This is a genomic window from Roseivivax sp. THAF30 (assembly GCF_009363575.1).
In the GTDB taxonomy this organism is placed as follows: Bacteria; Pseudomonadota; Alphaproteobacteria; order Rhodobacterales; family Rhodobacteraceae; genus Roseivivax; species Roseivivax halotolerans.
The window spans coordinates 1,521,527-1,536,039 of the sequence record NZ_CP045389.1 but is presented as its reverse complement, the minus strand read 5'-3'; the positions used below and the strand labels follow the sequence as shown (position 1 = coordinate 1,536,039).

Sequence of the window (14,513 nt, the reverse complement as noted above, 5' to 3'; positions counted from 1 at the left end):
CACCGCTCTGCCTCAAGCGAGAAGTCTAGCCTCGCCTCCGATTCCGCACAACAGATCGGAACAACCTTAGTTTTTTCCGATCGCACGAAGGACACGGTCGAGGTCTTCGCCCTGCTGAGACAGGGCCGGCGCGTCCTTGACAAGATTGTAATAGGCTGACGGGTCGTATTGCTGCACCGGCAGGCTCAGTTCCTCGACGGTCAGGCGGCCCATCGAATTGATGACATTGTATGCAGCGACATAGCGGTCGACGCGCGCCGAGATCACCAGCGTCCGGGCGTCGAGCAGATCCTGCTCGGCGTTGAGGACGTCGAGCGTTGTGCGTGCGCCGAGTTGGGCTTCCTCGCGGATGCCGTTGAAGGCGACCTGTGCGGCTTCGACCTGCCGCTGGCTCGCTTGGATCGCCGCGCTTGCGACTTCCACGTTTACATAGGCATTGGCGACATTCTGGCGGATCTGCTCGGAGACCACATGCAAATTCGCGCGGCGCTGATCCCGGTTCGCCTTGGCCTGACGCAGGGCGGACGTCAGCGCGCCGCCTCGATAGATCGGCCCGGACGCACCGAGAGAGATTGAGCCGCTGCGTGTGAAGTTGTCCGTGTTCTCCAGATCCTTGGTATAGCCGTAACGTCCGCTCAGGTTGACGCTGGGCTTCAGCGTCGCTTCGGCGATCGCGATGTTCAGCTCGGAGAGCGTGACCTGGCGTTGTGCGGCGATGAGGTCGGGATGCGTCCGCAATGCGATCGCGGTCGCGGTTTCCAGCGAGCCGGGAATCGGCGGGATCGAGGCGGGCACATCGGTCGTGCCGGGCTGGCGTCCCGTCGCACGCAGGTATTCCTGCTGTGCGCGGGCGACATCACCCTGGGCGACCGCAAGCTGGCTGCGCGCTTCGGCGAGCCGCGCTTCGGCGAGCGCCACGTCCGTGCGCGTCACTTCGCCCACTTCGAACCGGTCCCGCGCGGCACGCAGTTCGCGGTTGATGACGTTGAGGTTGCTCTGGCGCAGGCGCAGGGTCTGCTGGGCGCGCTCGAGCTCGAAGAAGGCCTGCGTCGCGCGGAAGAGAACCTGCTGCTCGATCGAGACGAGCTGGGCGCGGGTCGCTAGCACAGCCTCCTTCGCCGCGTCGATGCCGAGCCGCGTGCGCCCGAAATCATAGACGAGGAGCGACGCGTTGAGGCCGATCGAGGCCTCCTCGCTGATGAAACCGCCCGTGTTTCGCTGACCTGCCGGACCGAGGCTCGATTGCGTGCCGAAATTGCGCGTGACCTCGGCGGACCAGTCAAGCACCGGCCGGAGCTGGGCAACGGCCTGCGCGACGTCTTCATCGGCGGCCCGGAGCACAGCGCGGTTCTGTTCCAGAAGACCGCTCGAATTATAGGCACCCACAAGTGCATCGGCGAGTGTATCGGCTTTGGCAACGCCTGCCGAAAGCACGGATGCCATCACGCACGCCGCCTTGAGAAAGTTCGATGTCTTCATCTGTCCCTGCCCTGCTTCCCTGCTGCGCGTGCCCCGTTCTACAAAGCGAATGCGCGTTTTTCCTCAAATCCCGGAAGAACCGGTGCGCTCGCATTGAACGCGTAGCGCCAGTTCAGGTGACCGTCGATCTTGTAGCCGACCCGCACCGTGCCGAGGCGTCCCTCGACGAACAGGCAGACGATCCGTCCGCCTTCCTTCAGTTGATCATCCAGCGTATCCGGCAATGTCTCCACGCCGCCTTCCACGATGATCGCATCGTAAGGTCCGTGCTCGGCCGCGCCCTCGCTCAGGGGACCGGTATGAAGAACGACGTTATCGGCACCGGTCTCCGACAGAAGGCCCGGCACTTCATCCACAATGTCCTCAAGATCCTCGACCGCGACGACCGCCTCGGCCACATGCGCCAGAACCGCGGCGGAATACCCGTAACCGCAACCGATATCGAGAACGAGCATGTCCGGCGTGACATCGAGCGCGTCGAGCATCTTGGCAAAGGTGCGCGGCGCAAGCACGGTCCGGTTCTCAGCGAGCGTCACGCTTTCGGAGGCATAGGCCACCTCCGCCTTGTCGTTCGGCAGAAATCGTTCACGCGGAACCGTCAGCATCGCCTGAATGATGGGAAATTTCGTGACGTCAGAGGGACGCACCTGCGTGTCCACCATCACCCGGCGCAGGGTCGCGAAGTCTGGCATAAGCTAAACTCATCCGTTCAGAAGCTATCTCTTCACTAGTGACACAGCTTACCTGAAGCGGCAACAAACAGAAGGTGTGAAACCCAGATTGTCGCGGCCTTGCGATCACAGGCGCGTCATGCCGATCACAGTGACCTCATGCCCCGGTGTCCCGAGTGCCCCCTGCGTCCGAGCGATCGTTTTTGCGCGCATGCTGTCCGAGCACGCGCTCGTCCACCATCGCGATACCGATGACGAGGCAGGGGATCGCGACGACACCGCCAATCGGTCCCCAGAACCACAGGCCGAAGACAAGAGAGACGAAGACCAGAAGCGGATTGAGACGAACATGTCGGCCGACCATCGCAGGGGTCACGAACTGCGCCTCGATCATGTTCAGCGTCAGGAAAGCCGCGGCCGGCGCGGCAGACATAAGGCCCTCGAAGTTCACCAGCCCGCCGATCAGGAACAGGAACGCCATCAGGGCCGGCCCGAGATAGAGCACGTAGTTGAGGATCGCGACGGCAAAACCCCAGACATAAGGCAGCGGCATCCCGAGCGCGGTCATCACGGCTGTCGTCGCGAAACCGAGAGTGAAGTTCACGATAGTGATGGCGATGAAATATCGAGAGACGAGGAATTCGGCGACCCGGAACCTCTCGCGCAAAGCCTGCCCTTCCCCGGCGCGGCTGAGACGCGCAGCGAGGAAGGAATAGACGCTGAGACGATGCACCAGGAAAAAATAGAATGTGCCGGCGAAGATCAGAAACTGGGCGAGGAACGCGGGCGCCGCGAAAATCGCATCGGTCATCGAAGGCACCGCCGCCGCCTCGCCGTCTCCGCCATCCTCGCCGGCGCCTCCAAAGGCTTCCTTCATCTCTTCATTGACATTGCCGAGGCTGTTCAAGGTGTCCCGGAACTGCCAAACGATCTCCTGCATCTCCATGCGGATCGATGGAATCGCATCCACGAACCGCCAGAAAACCGGCTCGAGACCGACGGCGGCGGTGCTGAGAAGCGCGACGGTGAGAAGAAGAATCAACGCTCCGCCAAGACCGGGCGGCAAACCGATCCGACAGAGAAACTCCATGATCGGCGCGACGATGATGCCGAATACGATCGCCAGCGCGATGGGTGCAGCGACATCCTGCGCGACGTAAAGCGCCCCGGCGACCAGAAGCGACGCGATGATGATCAGCGCGGCGCTGGCGCCATCAGTTTTCTGTCTCACCTTTTTCTCCCCTGAGCGGCGATGGCGGTCCGTGCAAACCGCTATCGCCGTTTGGACTTCCGTCCCGCATCAAGTCCGATCAGAAAGCCCTCGATGAGCTGAACCATCGGCAAAGTCGTGGTCTGTGGAGCCGCACTGTGGCCGGCGACGACGACTGGTCGCCGGGATATGAACTTGCCGATCCCGAGTATGATGAACCCGATCGCGAAAAGCCCGAACCCGATCACCTGTGCCGCGAAGAGAGCGCCTCGAAGTTCCACCAGAACGATCCAGAGGGCCGCGCAGAGAAACCCGACACCGAGGAGAATGAACAGCGTGCCGACAACGGAATAGGCGGCCCCACGGACTTTGCGCCGTGCGACCGCCTCTGCATGGGCGAAAAGTGCCATGTTACTTCCGACTTGTAATCAAGCCAGCAAGAAACCCGGCCGCGACCGCGATACCGATGGCGGTCGCCGGTTGACGGCGGATCGCTTCAAGCGCCTGGTCCTGCGCGTCATTCGCGCGGTGGCGCGCATCCTCGTAGAGACGCTCCCCGTCACGCTTGGCGGATTCGTACCGGGCACGGGCCGCGTCGACGGTTTCGTCCTTGCGGCGCGCGCCAATCTCGCCGAGGAGGTCGGTGATCGATGCGAGATCTGCCTTCAGCGTCTCGATCTGCGCCTTCAACGCAGCGTTGTCATTGCCCGCGGCCTGCTGCGCCTGCGATTCCACGTCCTTGATATGTGCTGTTGTCTGGCTCTGGGCCATGGTCCAACTCCTTGCTTCCCATTCCCGGATCAACGCCCCGTGACTGGAACGGTTCCATCAGGCCAGCCGCTCTTATCCGCTTGACGCTGCCGCGACAGCCACCTAGAGACAAGCCCACTCTGGCGAGTTGGCGGAGTGGTTACGCAGCGGATTGCAAATCCGTGTACACCGGTTCGATTCCGGTACTCGCCTCCATTTATTTTCAATGACATAGACGCACCAACCGATTGCTCCCACTGGGCCGTTTACAGGTGCGTTTACAGTTTTGTTCACGATCCAGCCCCCTTGTGCTGCTGCAGCTTGAGCAAGACGGCATCTGTTTCGCCTGGTGAGACACGCGCATAATGCTCGATGACATTTGCAGCGTGGCGTAGCGACCAGCCCATGTGGCTTGCGATCTCGGAAAGGCTGAGACCCGCATCGAGCAACCGCGTCGCAGCTGTCCCCCGACAATCCTGCAGTCGGAGATCTTCGCTCAGCCCCGCTTTGTCGCGCCATTGTCGCAGGCCCTCAGAGGCGCGGTGCGGCGTCAGCTGGTTGCCCCGTGCGTTGGTAAGAATCAGCATTTGGTCGCGCGGCGTTGCATCGATGACGCGGGCCAGTGTCTCGGTTATAGGGATGTGAGCCACCCTGCCCCGTTTGCTCGTCCGCACTCTCAAACGAAGGCCAGAGGGCGTCGTCTCAACCGCCGCGCGCGTCAGCTTGACCAAGTCACCCGGTCGCAAGCCCGTCTCACAGGCAACACAGAGCAATCTTTGGACCCAGCTGGGCGCAATTGCATCGATCGACTCTCGGTCCTTCGTGGTCCAGACGACCTCTGACCGATCCACGTCATAAAGCTTGGGAAGTCTGTGACAGTGATGCTCGGACAAATGGCCTTCCTCAACGGCCCAGTTCAAAACTCGGACCGCATGAGTTCCAGCCATGTCATGCTGTTTGGGCGAGTGTTTCCATCGGGCCCGCCACTTGTTCACCTCTCCTCGAGCGCCACGCTCCTCGAAGATTGCAACCGGAGCATCGTGAAAATGCTCTGCAAAGCGCAGGAGCCATTTGCGCTGATCTGCAAAAGACCGTTTCGCTTTCGCACGGGCTGCACTCGATAGGAACTCATCTACCAACCGAGGCGTCATTAGAATCTTTGGTTCCGGGCGCTTGATGGCTTCCGCAAAGGCCAACTGAAAATCCGGATCCCGCGGACTGTGTACGTCGTCGACCCAGAACTTTGGACCTCCTCGCCAAGCATAAAAATGAAACCGGCTTTTCCCAGAAACCAGCTTCCTTCGAACCCGATGAATGCCCTTAGGCATCGCCACGTAGTGCCCTCCACTTCTCTAAGGGAGTTACGGTTGATATTCCCTCGGCCTCTCCCACTGAGATCGCGAATTTGCCTTCAGAAGTGGTCTCAATACGAACAGAGCCAAATCCTTCAGCTCGAGCCATTTTTAGTAGATCAATTATGTCCTTTGGTCTTGGAACGGCTGGCCTCGGCATCACGCGCCCTCCGTGACGTCATAGATCCATTTCAGAACATCCCCAGAGATCGAAACGGTCGTCTCAACATTCCGACGTTTCCGAAAAGCGAACGCTCCAAGAAACTGGAACCATACGGTGACAGGTCTCACACCCGATAGGAGTTTAATTTCGATGCCGCTGTTTTTTGTCACGTGAACTTGCAGCTTTGACGATGGGTATGCCTCAGCTCCGACCCGCCGGGTTGCAAAGACGATCATGTTCCAGAAATTGGTTCCCGTAAACTCTTCGGATTTAGAACCAAACAGGTTGATGAACTCCGCATCGACTACATTTTGCGGCTCGTCATTGGTGTAGAAGAACTGGCCTAACCTTTCGACTTCATCCGCAGCCTCTGTCAGTTTCTGCGCTCCCGCCCAAGCCAAAGCGATCCGAACACCCTCTATGAGGTTGATGTCAGGCCGAGACTTTCCTCGCGCGACCTGCCGAAGTCCACGCTTTGCAAGGGCACGGTCTACGGTGGCGAGTTCCGTTCTCTCCACTCCCATTACCTCAGCGAGACCAGTTACGTATTCGTTTGAAGTCATGTCCTACGATCTTTCATCTGACCGCTCTAGGGTGAATTCAGTTCAAGCCAAAGTCAATGGCATAAATTTTTTTCACGCCAAGACCACGTCATCTGGTCAAGTTCGTCGCACGAACCACGTGATGACAGGCAGACGCGCTGCGATTGGCCTGCCCCCCCCCACATCCCCAAGTAGCGTGCCGCTGAACGAGAAGTTCGATCAAAAGACGCCGTGAGATCATTGACTTCTTCGGTCTTTGCTTAGACCAGGCCTGGTGCGGACCTTCAGTTGCTGATGTTTCCGGCCAACCTTTAGGCAAGAAGGAACGGCTGCAGCTCGCTATCGCAGAACCAATGGACAGACAGCACCAATGAGCGAGAGGTTTCCGTGCACTCCAGGACGTGCCGATCGCCGGTGCCGCACGGACTGCAGGGCCGAACCATCCCGTCCCACTCAGGCAGTCGGCGCGCGCGGAGCGGAGTAGACGCAGCGGAACCAGCTCCTCAAAACTCACTGGACCGCCGTAACACCTTTTCCCCTTGGCTCCTTAAGGAGCCAAGGGGAAAAGGTGTTACCAAAGAATTCGATCCAAAGAAGAAAGTATATTTAATTAGTTATTATAGTTCTCTTCACTTCATACTCACCACATTCGTCGTCGTTTTCCCCCCACTTCGCTACGCTCGTGGAGAGAAAACTCCTAGATGTGGTGAGTATGAAGTGAAGGAATACAGTAGACACTCAGATTACCTGAGCAGTAGTACCTTAACTTTTAGTATGAAGAAAAATTCCTTTTCCAACTAATTATAGATAGAGAAGTTGTCTTTAACTAAATATAGGCTGCCGTTTCCCAGAAGGCCTCCTGAGGATACCGCTGCCCTCAGAGTCCGGCAAGCGAAAAGTTTCGACTGGGACCCGAATTGTGCACCTCCGACAACTTCGACCTCACTAAAAGACAAAGCACGCCCAGAGAGCCCCGGAGAAGCCCCCTACGGCGCGATCTTGATTTTTGGCTACAAGGTAAGCCGCCAATACAAGTCATCCAGCTACGGGGCATCTCCGGGGCGCTGCGAGGGCTCTAAAACATGCGCGCCCTATTCACCCATGACTGTTCGACTGAATCAGACCCAGTTTGCCGCGGGGAAACGCGTCCATCTAACCGCTCGCCAAGCTTCCTCTGGAGAGCCAACTCCTAAAGGCTGACCGCTGGAACAAGGTTAGACATGGTACTCGGCCCGTATTTTCTCTGTAGGTCTTAGGTAAACTACAGGCAGCACAAAAAGCGTTTTAGCCTTTAGGCTGATGGACGCACCGATGGTCCGGTCAATGCGATGATCCAGATGGGGTCGGGGGCGTTTGATCGGGCTGAGGTCGAGCGTTTTGCCAAGGGTGGGCCGTTCTTCACGAGCGAGCCCATGTCGCTGGCGGAGTTCATCGAGCTTGAGGCTGCCCGGAACCCCGACAAGGAGCGCGGGGAAGATCTCTATCACATGGCAGCCAAGCGCTTTGAGGGATTGCTGGCTGAGAAGATCTCCGAGGGTCAGACGGGCGGCCGGGCAGACGCACATCTACGCACGCTGCGCGTGCTTGATGCGCTCTCGCCCGACTTCGCCCTCGGGACCGCGGATGAGAACGGGGTGTATTCGCCTTCGGTGGAGCGCTCTGTCACCAAGAACCCGCTGACCGTGTTCCTCTATGGGTCGGGCAATGACGGGATTGCGGCGAAGATCGCCAATGCGGTGCTCGATGAGTTCTATCCGGTGCTCTCGGAGCTCTCGCAAAGCGGAGCCAACTGGAAGGATCACCCGCTCTTTGCCGGCACGACGCTGGCTCAGGATCTGGCTGGGATCTTCGGGATGACCGAGGCTCAGTTCAGCGCCAAGATGGCGCAGCCGCAGAGCTTTGTGCCGAACCGGACCCAGATCGCGACCATGCGGGGCTGGATCCTCGAAGGCTTTGCCGAGCCCATGATGGAAGCGGTCGATGCCGCGACGGGTGGTCTTGCAGCCGATATGAAGATGACCCAGGCAGCGAGCCAGGTGCAGGCAGCGGTCTTTAAGGACATCTTCTCCAAGGCCCTGAACCAGCGTCAGGACGAGAAAGGCGAGATGCTGTCCGAGGCGGAGATGAAGGAGGTCTTCGAGGAGATCTCTGTTCTGGCTCCGATCTACAAGACAGATGCCCAGAGCTTCCATATCCTGAAGCCCGTGCGCGAGACCACCGAGAAGGTTGTCTCGAAGTCCCTGACAGGCCGGTTCTCGACCAAGGCTTCGGTCTTCGGACCCAACGAGGCCTCGGTGAAGGTCTCCCCCTACCTGACGATCGGCACCGGCGACGGGCGGATGATGCTGAACATCTATGTTCAAGCCGATGGCTCGCTCGATGTCTCGCTGCCGGTCTTCGATGGTGTCGAACTCGCAGTCGATCAGATTGAGGCGGGCTCGGGTCAGATCAACAAGGCGGTCTTTGACGGCTGGATCCAGGGCAATGTCTACGAGGCGCTGGCAGAGGGCTTCTTCCAGATGTCCTCGATGATCTCCGAGGAGACCCTGAACGCGCTTGAGCCTGAGACGATCAAGGCGATCCGGCGGGCTCTGAAGCTGAAGAGCGACGAGCGTCTCTCGCCCGCTCATATCCAAGGGCTGCAGAAGACGCTGGAGCGGAAAGCGCGCGAGGTGAAGGCCCGGAAGTTCGCTCTGAGCCAGGTGGCAAGCCAGACTGATCACATGGCGGCGGGAGCGACACCCCACACCAATTCAGGTCAAACCACACCGTCCGACGATGCGCTGGCCTATGACGAGATCGCCGAGGCGCTGAACGGCTTCTATGCGATGGAGCTGAAGCGTCTCGAGGCAGAGGAGACCGCGCCGAAGAGCTACGCTCAGGAAGCAACCGAGGGCATGGCGACGCTGATCGAAGAGATCGGCGAGGCGGTTCCGAACCATGAGGGTGTCCGGGCGATCCGGGGCGACCAGCTCCTTGCAGCGATCTCTGCCGGCACCGATAGCTCGATGGCTCAGATGGATCTCTTCTGGGATGTCCTGAAGAAGGATCCGTCCTTCCGCGAGGCGCGGTATTTCTTCGGAGAGGCCAAGGCTCTCGAGGCGTTCCGGGATCAGGAGATGCCGGATCTTGCCAAGCAGCCGATCCAATTGGGTCAGACCCATATCGGCGCAGGGGTCGTGTTCATCGCCAATGCGAGCCCCGAGACGGTGCTGCACGAGATGCTGCACACGATGACCGGACGGATCCTGATCGACCATTACCGGAGCCCCGAGACCACACCACACCACATCAAAGATGCGGTGAAGCGGCTCGAGGACCAGATGGCCGAGATCCGGATGATGAACCCGGCAGCCTTTAGGTGCTCTTTTGCAAATCAAGACGGTTAGGGCTACTCAGCCCTTTAGGAGTTGAATACTCGGAAAGGCTTGTAATAGCGCCGAAGCGCCGTGTTTGGGGCTAGCGTCCACGATCGCGGGTCAGCGAACCCCTAAAAAGTGAGTGACACGCGAGACTTGCAAACAGAGTACTTCCGAAGCGATGTTCGCCTTACCTCCGCCCACTTGCGGCAGAGACGTTAAACAGGTCGCTTGGAACGCCATCTGTAAGAACCAGGCACTTTGGCTGTCCGCCGAACACAATGCCAAGTCTTATCTACCCTTCTGAGCAATCGCCCGAACGAGCGCGAGAACAATCAACGCTCCGACGGCTCCGACGACCAGCAGGAACAGGATGCCACCCACGGCGAGAACGCTGATTCCGACGGCGGCCAAGATGAACGGTGTTGCGATAGCGGCGATGACCCCGACCGCGAGGTAGAGCGCCATGTTCCGGCCGGCGATTCGACCGGCGAGGTATCCGGCCAGAAGGCCAACGCCTGCGAGGAGGATGAGCGAGATCAATCCCAGGGCTTCGAAGAAGGTTTCCATGTCTCGACTCCTATTGTGTGACGCTTGAGAAGAATTCTAGGCCAGTGCCCGACGGCGGTCGAGAAGCTCAACGTCTGTGGGACGTATTCGTCTCTATTCGTTGCGTCACTGGCCCGCTCCATCTAGCCGCGCTTCCATGAAGCGCAGGAAGCGCTCTGCGGGGCGCGACATCGGTGCGCCGGCGAGACGTAGAACGCTGATCTGCACCGCGCCTATGTCTATGGCGATCCGCTGGAGAAGCTCAGCTTCAACACCTGCAAAGATCGTCGCGGGAAAGATGCAAACGCGCCCTGCCCCGCGCATGAGCTGCGCGAGATACGGCGCGGCGACGCTTGTGACCGGGCCTTCCTCAAGCGCGTGGCGGCGGATCGCGTGGGCAATCGCGGCGCGGGCGCCAGTGCCTTCGGGCGGCAGGACGAGCCTTTCATCGACAAGATCCCATAGGCCAATGCGCCCCCCCCGGGCCGTCCAATCCGCCGAGGCGCAAACGACCAGTGGCACCTGGCCTGCAGCCAGCACCTCGACCGAGCGGTCGGTTTCGGGATTCGTCAGGACGGCGAGGTCAATATCCCGATTGCGCAAGCGACGCATCTCGCGCCCCGAGCTAACCTCCACCGAAATCCCCGGCATGTCCGCCTCGAGATCGGCAAGCGCCTCAAGCGGCAAACCGGCGGCGATATCTGCGCCGAGACCCACGCGCAGCGCGCCCATCTCTCCATCACGCAGGTTGCCGAATTGCCGTTGCAGCTCCGAAAACTCGACAAGGTGACGGTCGACCACGTCGAGCAGCAACTCCCCTGCGGAAGTCAGGCGCACACCGCTCGGGATTCGCTCGAAGATCTCGGCACCGATCGATTCCTCGAAGTTCTGGATCGATCTGTTCAGGGCGGAGGGGGACACGGCGAGCATGTCTGCCGCCTTCCGGATCGAGCCCTGACGCTGAATCAGCCGGATCGCCGTGTAGATCCTGAGATGTTTCACATAACGCTCCGCCGCGTGGTGCAATTATTGCACCACCCCGACGCAAATTTACCGGCAGACAACACTGGGTCAATGCGGAATGGATGATGCTGCACATGCAAAATGATTGATGTCGACAGGGGGACATATTCATGAAGAAACTGCTGCTCGCCAGTGCCGTAGCCGCACTCACCGCCCAGGCTGCCCATGCAGAAATCAAGGTCGGAATCCTGCATTCCACCACCGGGACCATGGCGATTTCCGAAACGACGCTGCGCGACGTCATGATGATGATGATCGAACAGCAGAACGCGGCCGGTGGCCTTCTGGGCGAAGAGCTGGTGCCTGTCGTGGTCGATGGCGCGTCGGACTGGCCAACTTACGCCGAGCGGATGCGCGAGCTTCTAACGGTCGATGAGGTCGACGTCGTCTTCTGCTGCTGGACCTCGGCCAGCCGCAAGGCGATCTTGCCGGTCGTGGAAGAGCTTAATGGGCTCGTCTTCTACCCGGTGCAGTACGAGGGCGAGGAAAGCTCCTACAACGTCTTCTATACTGGCGCCGCGCCGAACCAGCAGGCGATCCCTGCAGTCGACTATTTCCTAGAAGAGCTGGGCGTCGAAACCTTCGCGCTTCTCGGCACCGACTATGTCTATCCGCGCACGACCAACCGGATCCTCGAGCAATACCTGCTCGATGCGGGCATCCCGGAAGAGAATATCTTCGTCAACTACACGCCCTTCGGCCATTCGGACTGGTCCTCGATCGTCAGCGACGTCGTGGCGCTTGGTGAAGGCGGCCAGCAGGTCGGCGTGATCTCGACGATCAACGGCGATGCCAACGTGGGCTTCTACACCGAGCTTGCGGCGCAAGGCGTCACGGCGGACGACATTCCCGTTGTCGCCTTCTCGGTCGGCGAAGAGGAACTGGCCGGTCTCGATACCGAGCCGCTCGTTGGTCATCTCGCGGCGTGGAACTACTTCATGTCCGCAGATACCGCGGCCAATGAGGAGTTCATCGCGAACTGGCACGAGTTCACCGGCGACGACAGCCGCGTGACAAATGACCCGATGGAAGCGCATTACATCGGCTTCAACATGTGGGTGCAGGCCGTGGAGCAAGCAGGCACGACCGATCCCGACGCGGTGATCGAGGCGATGGTCGGTCAGACCTTCCCGAACCTCACGGGCGGGACCGCCGAGATGCTGCCGAACCATCACCTCACCAAACCGGTGCTGATCGGTGAGATCACCGCCGACGGTCAGTTCGACATCATCAGCCAGACCGAGCCAGTGCCGGGCGATGCCTGGACGGACTTCCTGCCGGACTCCGCGGTCCTGACCTCCGATTGGCCGGGCCTCGAATGCGGGATGTACAACACCGAGACGGAAAGCTGCGTCCAGCTCCAGTCGAACTACTGATCTCGAAGCAAGAGGCGGCGGGCGGATTTGATCCGCCGTCACCCGATCCGGGCAGTCACAACCATGATCCGATCCTTCGTCGCCGCGCTTGCCGGTGTGCTTTTCCTCGCCGTTGCGGCTCACAAGGCCGAGGCGCAGGAACCTGAGACCGGCGCGCTGCAAGCCATCCTGCAAGACAACGCCGATCTCGTCGCCAATGCCTCGCGCCAAACGGTGCAAGAGGTTCTGGACGTCCTCGTCGCGACCGATCTGCCGGAGGTGCCGGACTTCCTCGCGACCTGGAACGCGCGCGAGCTTTACCAGCGGCAGAGCGACGGGCTCTTCGTCTATGTGGAAGACCCCGATGCGGACCCGCTGACGCTGCTCGACATCTCTACTGGCGAGCTTCTCGGCACGGCCACCAGCCGGGAGGTCGACCAGCTACGCCCGAACCGTGGCGTGCAGGGCGTCATCGCCGCGACGCTCGTGCAGTTTAGGCTCACTTCGGACGATCCCGAAGACAGGCTGACCGCGCTCGCATCCATCGAAAGCGACCCCGACGAAAGCCATCTCGCGCTTCTGCGCGACCTCGTCGAGACGGAGGAAGATGGCCGCGTGCGCCGCCGCGCCGAAGCGCTGCTACCTGCCCTTGTCATTGCGTTTGCCGATACGGACGAGCCTCGCGTCGAGGCGATCCGTAGCCTTGCGGGCAATGTGAGCCTGTCGGCCCGCGCCACGCTCAACCCGCTTCTGTCGACGCAGATGCGGATTTCAGAGGCTTTGCCCGAGAACGAAAACATCGCGCGCGAGCTGCGCCCGGGGACCGACGCGCTGAGTCGCGAGGATGCTTACGCGATGCTCGTGGAAGATGGCCTCGCACCGCCGCTGATCCCGCGCGGAACACGCGCCGACACGCTCGCAGCCAGTATAGTCGACGGCGCAGTCGGCGGCGTACCGGTTGGGACGCTGAATACCGAAGAGGCGCGCGACCGGGCCTACGCCGCGCTCGTCGAAGCTGGTCAGGCGGACCCCGCCCCCACCGAAGAAGAGATCGACGCGGCGCTCGATGCCCATGTCTTCTTTGAGGTCTACCGCGAAGACAGCGCCGCCGTGACCGATGCGGCGCGCGCAACGCTCGACGGGATCGAGACGCGCGTGGCCTTCTACCGCTTTCTCGATCTGTCGCTCGACGGGTTGTCGCTTGCCTCGATCTATTTCCTCGCGGCCATCGGACTTGCCATCACCTTCGGCGTGATGGGCGTCATCAACATGGCACATGGCGAGTTCATCATGCTCGGCGCCTACACGGGCTACGTCGTGCAATCGGTCGTGGCGAACGAGACCTTGTCCATCGCCATCGCGATCCCCCTTGCCTTCACGATGACCTTTGCCGCGGGTGTCGCGATGGAGCGGCTCGTGATCCGCTGGCTCTATCATCGCCCGCTGGAAACGCTGCTCGCAACGTTCGGCATTTCCATCGCGCTCCAGCAGATCATCCGCCTCATCTTCGGCGCTCTGACGCAGCCGCTTTCTCCGCCCGATTGGTTGGCGGGGTCGGTCTCGCTCAACGATGTCGTGTCGATCAGCTCGATCCGCATCGCGATCTTCCTGCTCGGCGCGGTGTTCTTCGTCCTCCTGTGGCTCATCCTGAACCGGACGCGCCTCGGGCTCGAGGTCCGCGCCGTCACGCAGAACCCGAAGATGGCCGCGTCGATGGGCATCAATCCCGACCGGATCAACATGCTGACCTTCGGCCTCGGCTCCGGCATCGCCGGGATCGCGGGCGTCGCCATCGGGCTGTTCGCGCAGGTCGTGCCGGATCTCGGACAGAACTACATCGTGCAGAGCTTCATGACCGTCGTTGTCGGCGGCGTTGGCAACATCTTCGGCACGCTCGTCGGCGCCTTCATGATCGGCTCGCTCCAGAAGGCCATCGAGTTCATGAACCCGTCCAACACTCTGGCGGCGCAGACCTACATGATCCTCTTCGTGATCCTCTTCATCCAGTTCCGGCCGCGCGGCATCATCGCGCTGCGCGGACGCGCGGCGGGGGATTGAGC

General features: G+C 60.6%; 12 protein-coding genes and 1 tRNA gene. 4 read left to right on the top strand and 9 right to left on the bottom strand.

What is annotated here, in order from left to right; translation table 11 throughout:
• Positions 1-66: 66 nt before the first annotated feature.
• The 5 genes from FIU91_RS07420 to FIU91_RS07400 all read right to left on the bottom strand — a co-directional run bounded on the left by FIU91_RS07420 (position 67) and on the right by FIU91_RS07400 (position 4,131).
• Positions 67-1,443, bottom strand: a complete 1,377-nt coding sequence (locus FIU91_RS07420; protein WP_254702062.1) for a TolC family outer membrane protein — start codon at positions 1,441-1,443, stop codon at positions 67-69.
• A 74-nt stretch (positions 1,444-1,517) separates the two neighbouring features.
• Complete coding sequence (locus FIU91_RS07415) at positions 1,518-2,171, bottom strand: protein-L-isoaspartate O-methyltransferase (RefSeq protein WP_093014669.1); 654 nt, start codon at positions 2,169-2,171, stop codon at positions 1,518-1,520.
• A 136-nt stretch (positions 2,172-2,307) separates the two neighbouring features.
• The gene (locus FIU91_RS07410; RefSeq protein ID WP_172974962.1) at positions 2,308-3,381 is read right to left on the bottom strand and encodes an AI-2E family transporter; all 1,074 of its coding nucleotides are present in this window, start codon (positions 3,379-3,381) and stop codon (positions 2,308-2,310) included.
• A 41-nt stretch (positions 3,382-3,422) separates the two neighbouring features.
• Entirely contained in the window at positions 3,423-3,770 is a 348-nt protein-coding gene (locus tag FIU91_RS07405) for a hypothetical protein (RefSeq protein WP_152462016.1), read from the bottom strand.
• 1 nt (position 3,771) lies between these two features.
• Entirely contained in the window at positions 3,772-4,131 is a 360-nt protein-coding gene (locus FIU91_RS07400; RefSeq protein ID WP_093014677.1) for a YqjD family protein, read from the bottom strand.
• A gap of 121 nt (positions 4,132-4,252) precedes the next feature.
• On the opposite strand from FIU91_RS07400, the gene FIU91_RS07395 reads away from it, so the two are divergent.
• A tRNA-Cys gene (locus tag FIU91_RS07395) sits at positions 4,253-4,326 on the top strand.
• A 74-nt stretch (positions 4,327-4,400) separates the two neighbouring features.
• Here the strand turns inward: FIU91_RS07395 and FIU91_RS07390 are convergent.
• The gene (locus FIU91_RS07390) at positions 4,401-5,438 is read right to left on the bottom strand and encodes a tyrosine-type recombinase/integrase (protein WP_152463679.1); all 1,038 of its coding nucleotides are present in this window, start codon (positions 5,436-5,438) and stop codon (positions 4,401-4,403) included.
• A gap of 183 nt (positions 5,439-5,621) precedes the next feature.
• Complete coding sequence (locus tag FIU91_RS07385) at positions 5,622-6,188, bottom strand: hypothetical protein (RefSeq protein ID WP_152462015.1); 567 nt, start codon at positions 6,186-6,188, stop codon at positions 5,622-5,624.
• Positions 6,189-7,495: 1,307 nt separating this feature from the next.
• Here FIU91_RS07385 and FIU91_RS07380 point away from each other — a divergent pair.
• A complete protein-coding gene (locus FIU91_RS07380; protein WP_152462014.1) occupies positions 7,496-9,556 on the top strand; it encodes a hypothetical protein in 2,061 nt (686 codons plus the stop codon).
• 261 nt (positions 9,557-9,817) lie between these two features.
• Here the strand turns inward: FIU91_RS07380 and FIU91_RS07375 are convergent, their stop codons facing one another.
• The gene (locus tag FIU91_RS07375) at positions 9,818-10,096 is read right to left on the bottom strand and encodes a GlsB/YeaQ/YmgE family stress response membrane protein (protein WP_152462013.1); all 279 of its coding nucleotides are present in this window, start codon (positions 10,094-10,096) and stop codon (positions 9,818-9,820) included.
• 105 nt (positions 10,097-10,201) lie between these two features.
• Positions 10,202-11,077, bottom strand: coding sequence for a LysR family transcriptional regulator (locus FIU91_RS07370; protein WP_152462012.1), 876 nt, complete (start codon positions 11,075-11,077; stop codon positions 10,202-10,204).
• 131 nt (positions 11,078-11,208) lie between these two features.
• On the opposite strand from FIU91_RS07370, the gene urtA reads away from it, so the two are divergent.
• Together urtA and urtB are read left to right on the top strand one after the other, a co-directional pair.
• Complete coding sequence (gene urtA, locus FIU91_RS07365) at positions 11,209-12,474, top strand: urea ABC transporter substrate-binding protein (RefSeq protein ID WP_152462011.1); 1,266 nt, start codon at positions 11,209-11,211, stop codon at positions 12,472-12,474.
• A 63-nt stretch (positions 12,475-12,537) separates the two neighbouring features.
• Positions 12,538-14,511, top strand: a complete 1,974-nt coding sequence (urtB, locus tag FIU91_RS07360) for an urea ABC transporter permease subunit UrtB (RefSeq protein WP_152462010.1) — start codon at positions 12,538-12,540, stop codon at positions 14,509-14,511.
• Positions 14,512-14,513: the final 2 nt, after the last annotated feature.

What these genes read in the sequence shown, in the direction of transcription:
- FIU91_RS07420 (WP_254702062.1), bottom strand. Translation starts at nt 1,443, where the DNA reads ATGGCATCCGTGCTTTCGGCAGGCGTTGCCAAAGCCGATACACTCGCC.
- FIU91_RS07415 (WP_093014669.1), bottom strand. Translation starts at nt 2,171, where the DNA reads ATGCCAGACTTCGCGACCCTGCGCCGGGTGATGGTGGACACGCAGGTG.
- FIU91_RS07405 (WP_152462016.1), bottom strand. Translation starts at nt 3,770, where the DNA reads ATGGCACTTTTCGCCCATGCAGAGGCGGTCGCACGGCGCAAAGTCCGT.
- FIU91_RS07400 (WP_093014677.1), bottom strand. Translation starts at nt 4,131, where the DNA reads ATGGCCCAGAGCCAGACAACAGCACATATCAAGGACGTGGAATCGCAG.
- FIU91_RS07390 (WP_152463679.1), bottom strand. Translation starts at nt 5,438, where the DNA reads ATGCCTAAGGGCATTCATCGGGTTCGAAGGAAGCTGGTTTCTGGGAAA.
- FIU91_RS07385 (WP_152462015.1), bottom strand. Translation starts at nt 6,188, where the DNA reads ATGACTTCAAACGAATACGTAACTGGTCTCGCTGAGGTAATGGGAGTG.
- FIU91_RS07380 (WP_152462014.1), top strand. Translation starts at nt 7,496, where the DNA reads ATGATCCAGATGGGGTCGGGGGCGTTTGATCGGGCTGAGGTCGAGCGT.
- FIU91_RS07375 (WP_152462013.1), bottom strand. Translation starts at nt 10,096, where the DNA reads ATGGAAACCTTCTTCGAAGCCCTGGGATTGATCTCGCTCATCCTCCTC.
- urtA (WP_152462011.1), top strand. Translation starts at nt 11,209, where the DNA reads ATGAAGAAACTGCTGCTCGCCAGTGCCGTAGCCGCACTCACCGCCCAG.
- urtB (WP_152462010.1), top strand. Translation starts at nt 12,538, where the DNA reads ATGATCCGATCCTTCGTCGCCGCGCTTGCCGGTGTGCTTTTCCTCGCC.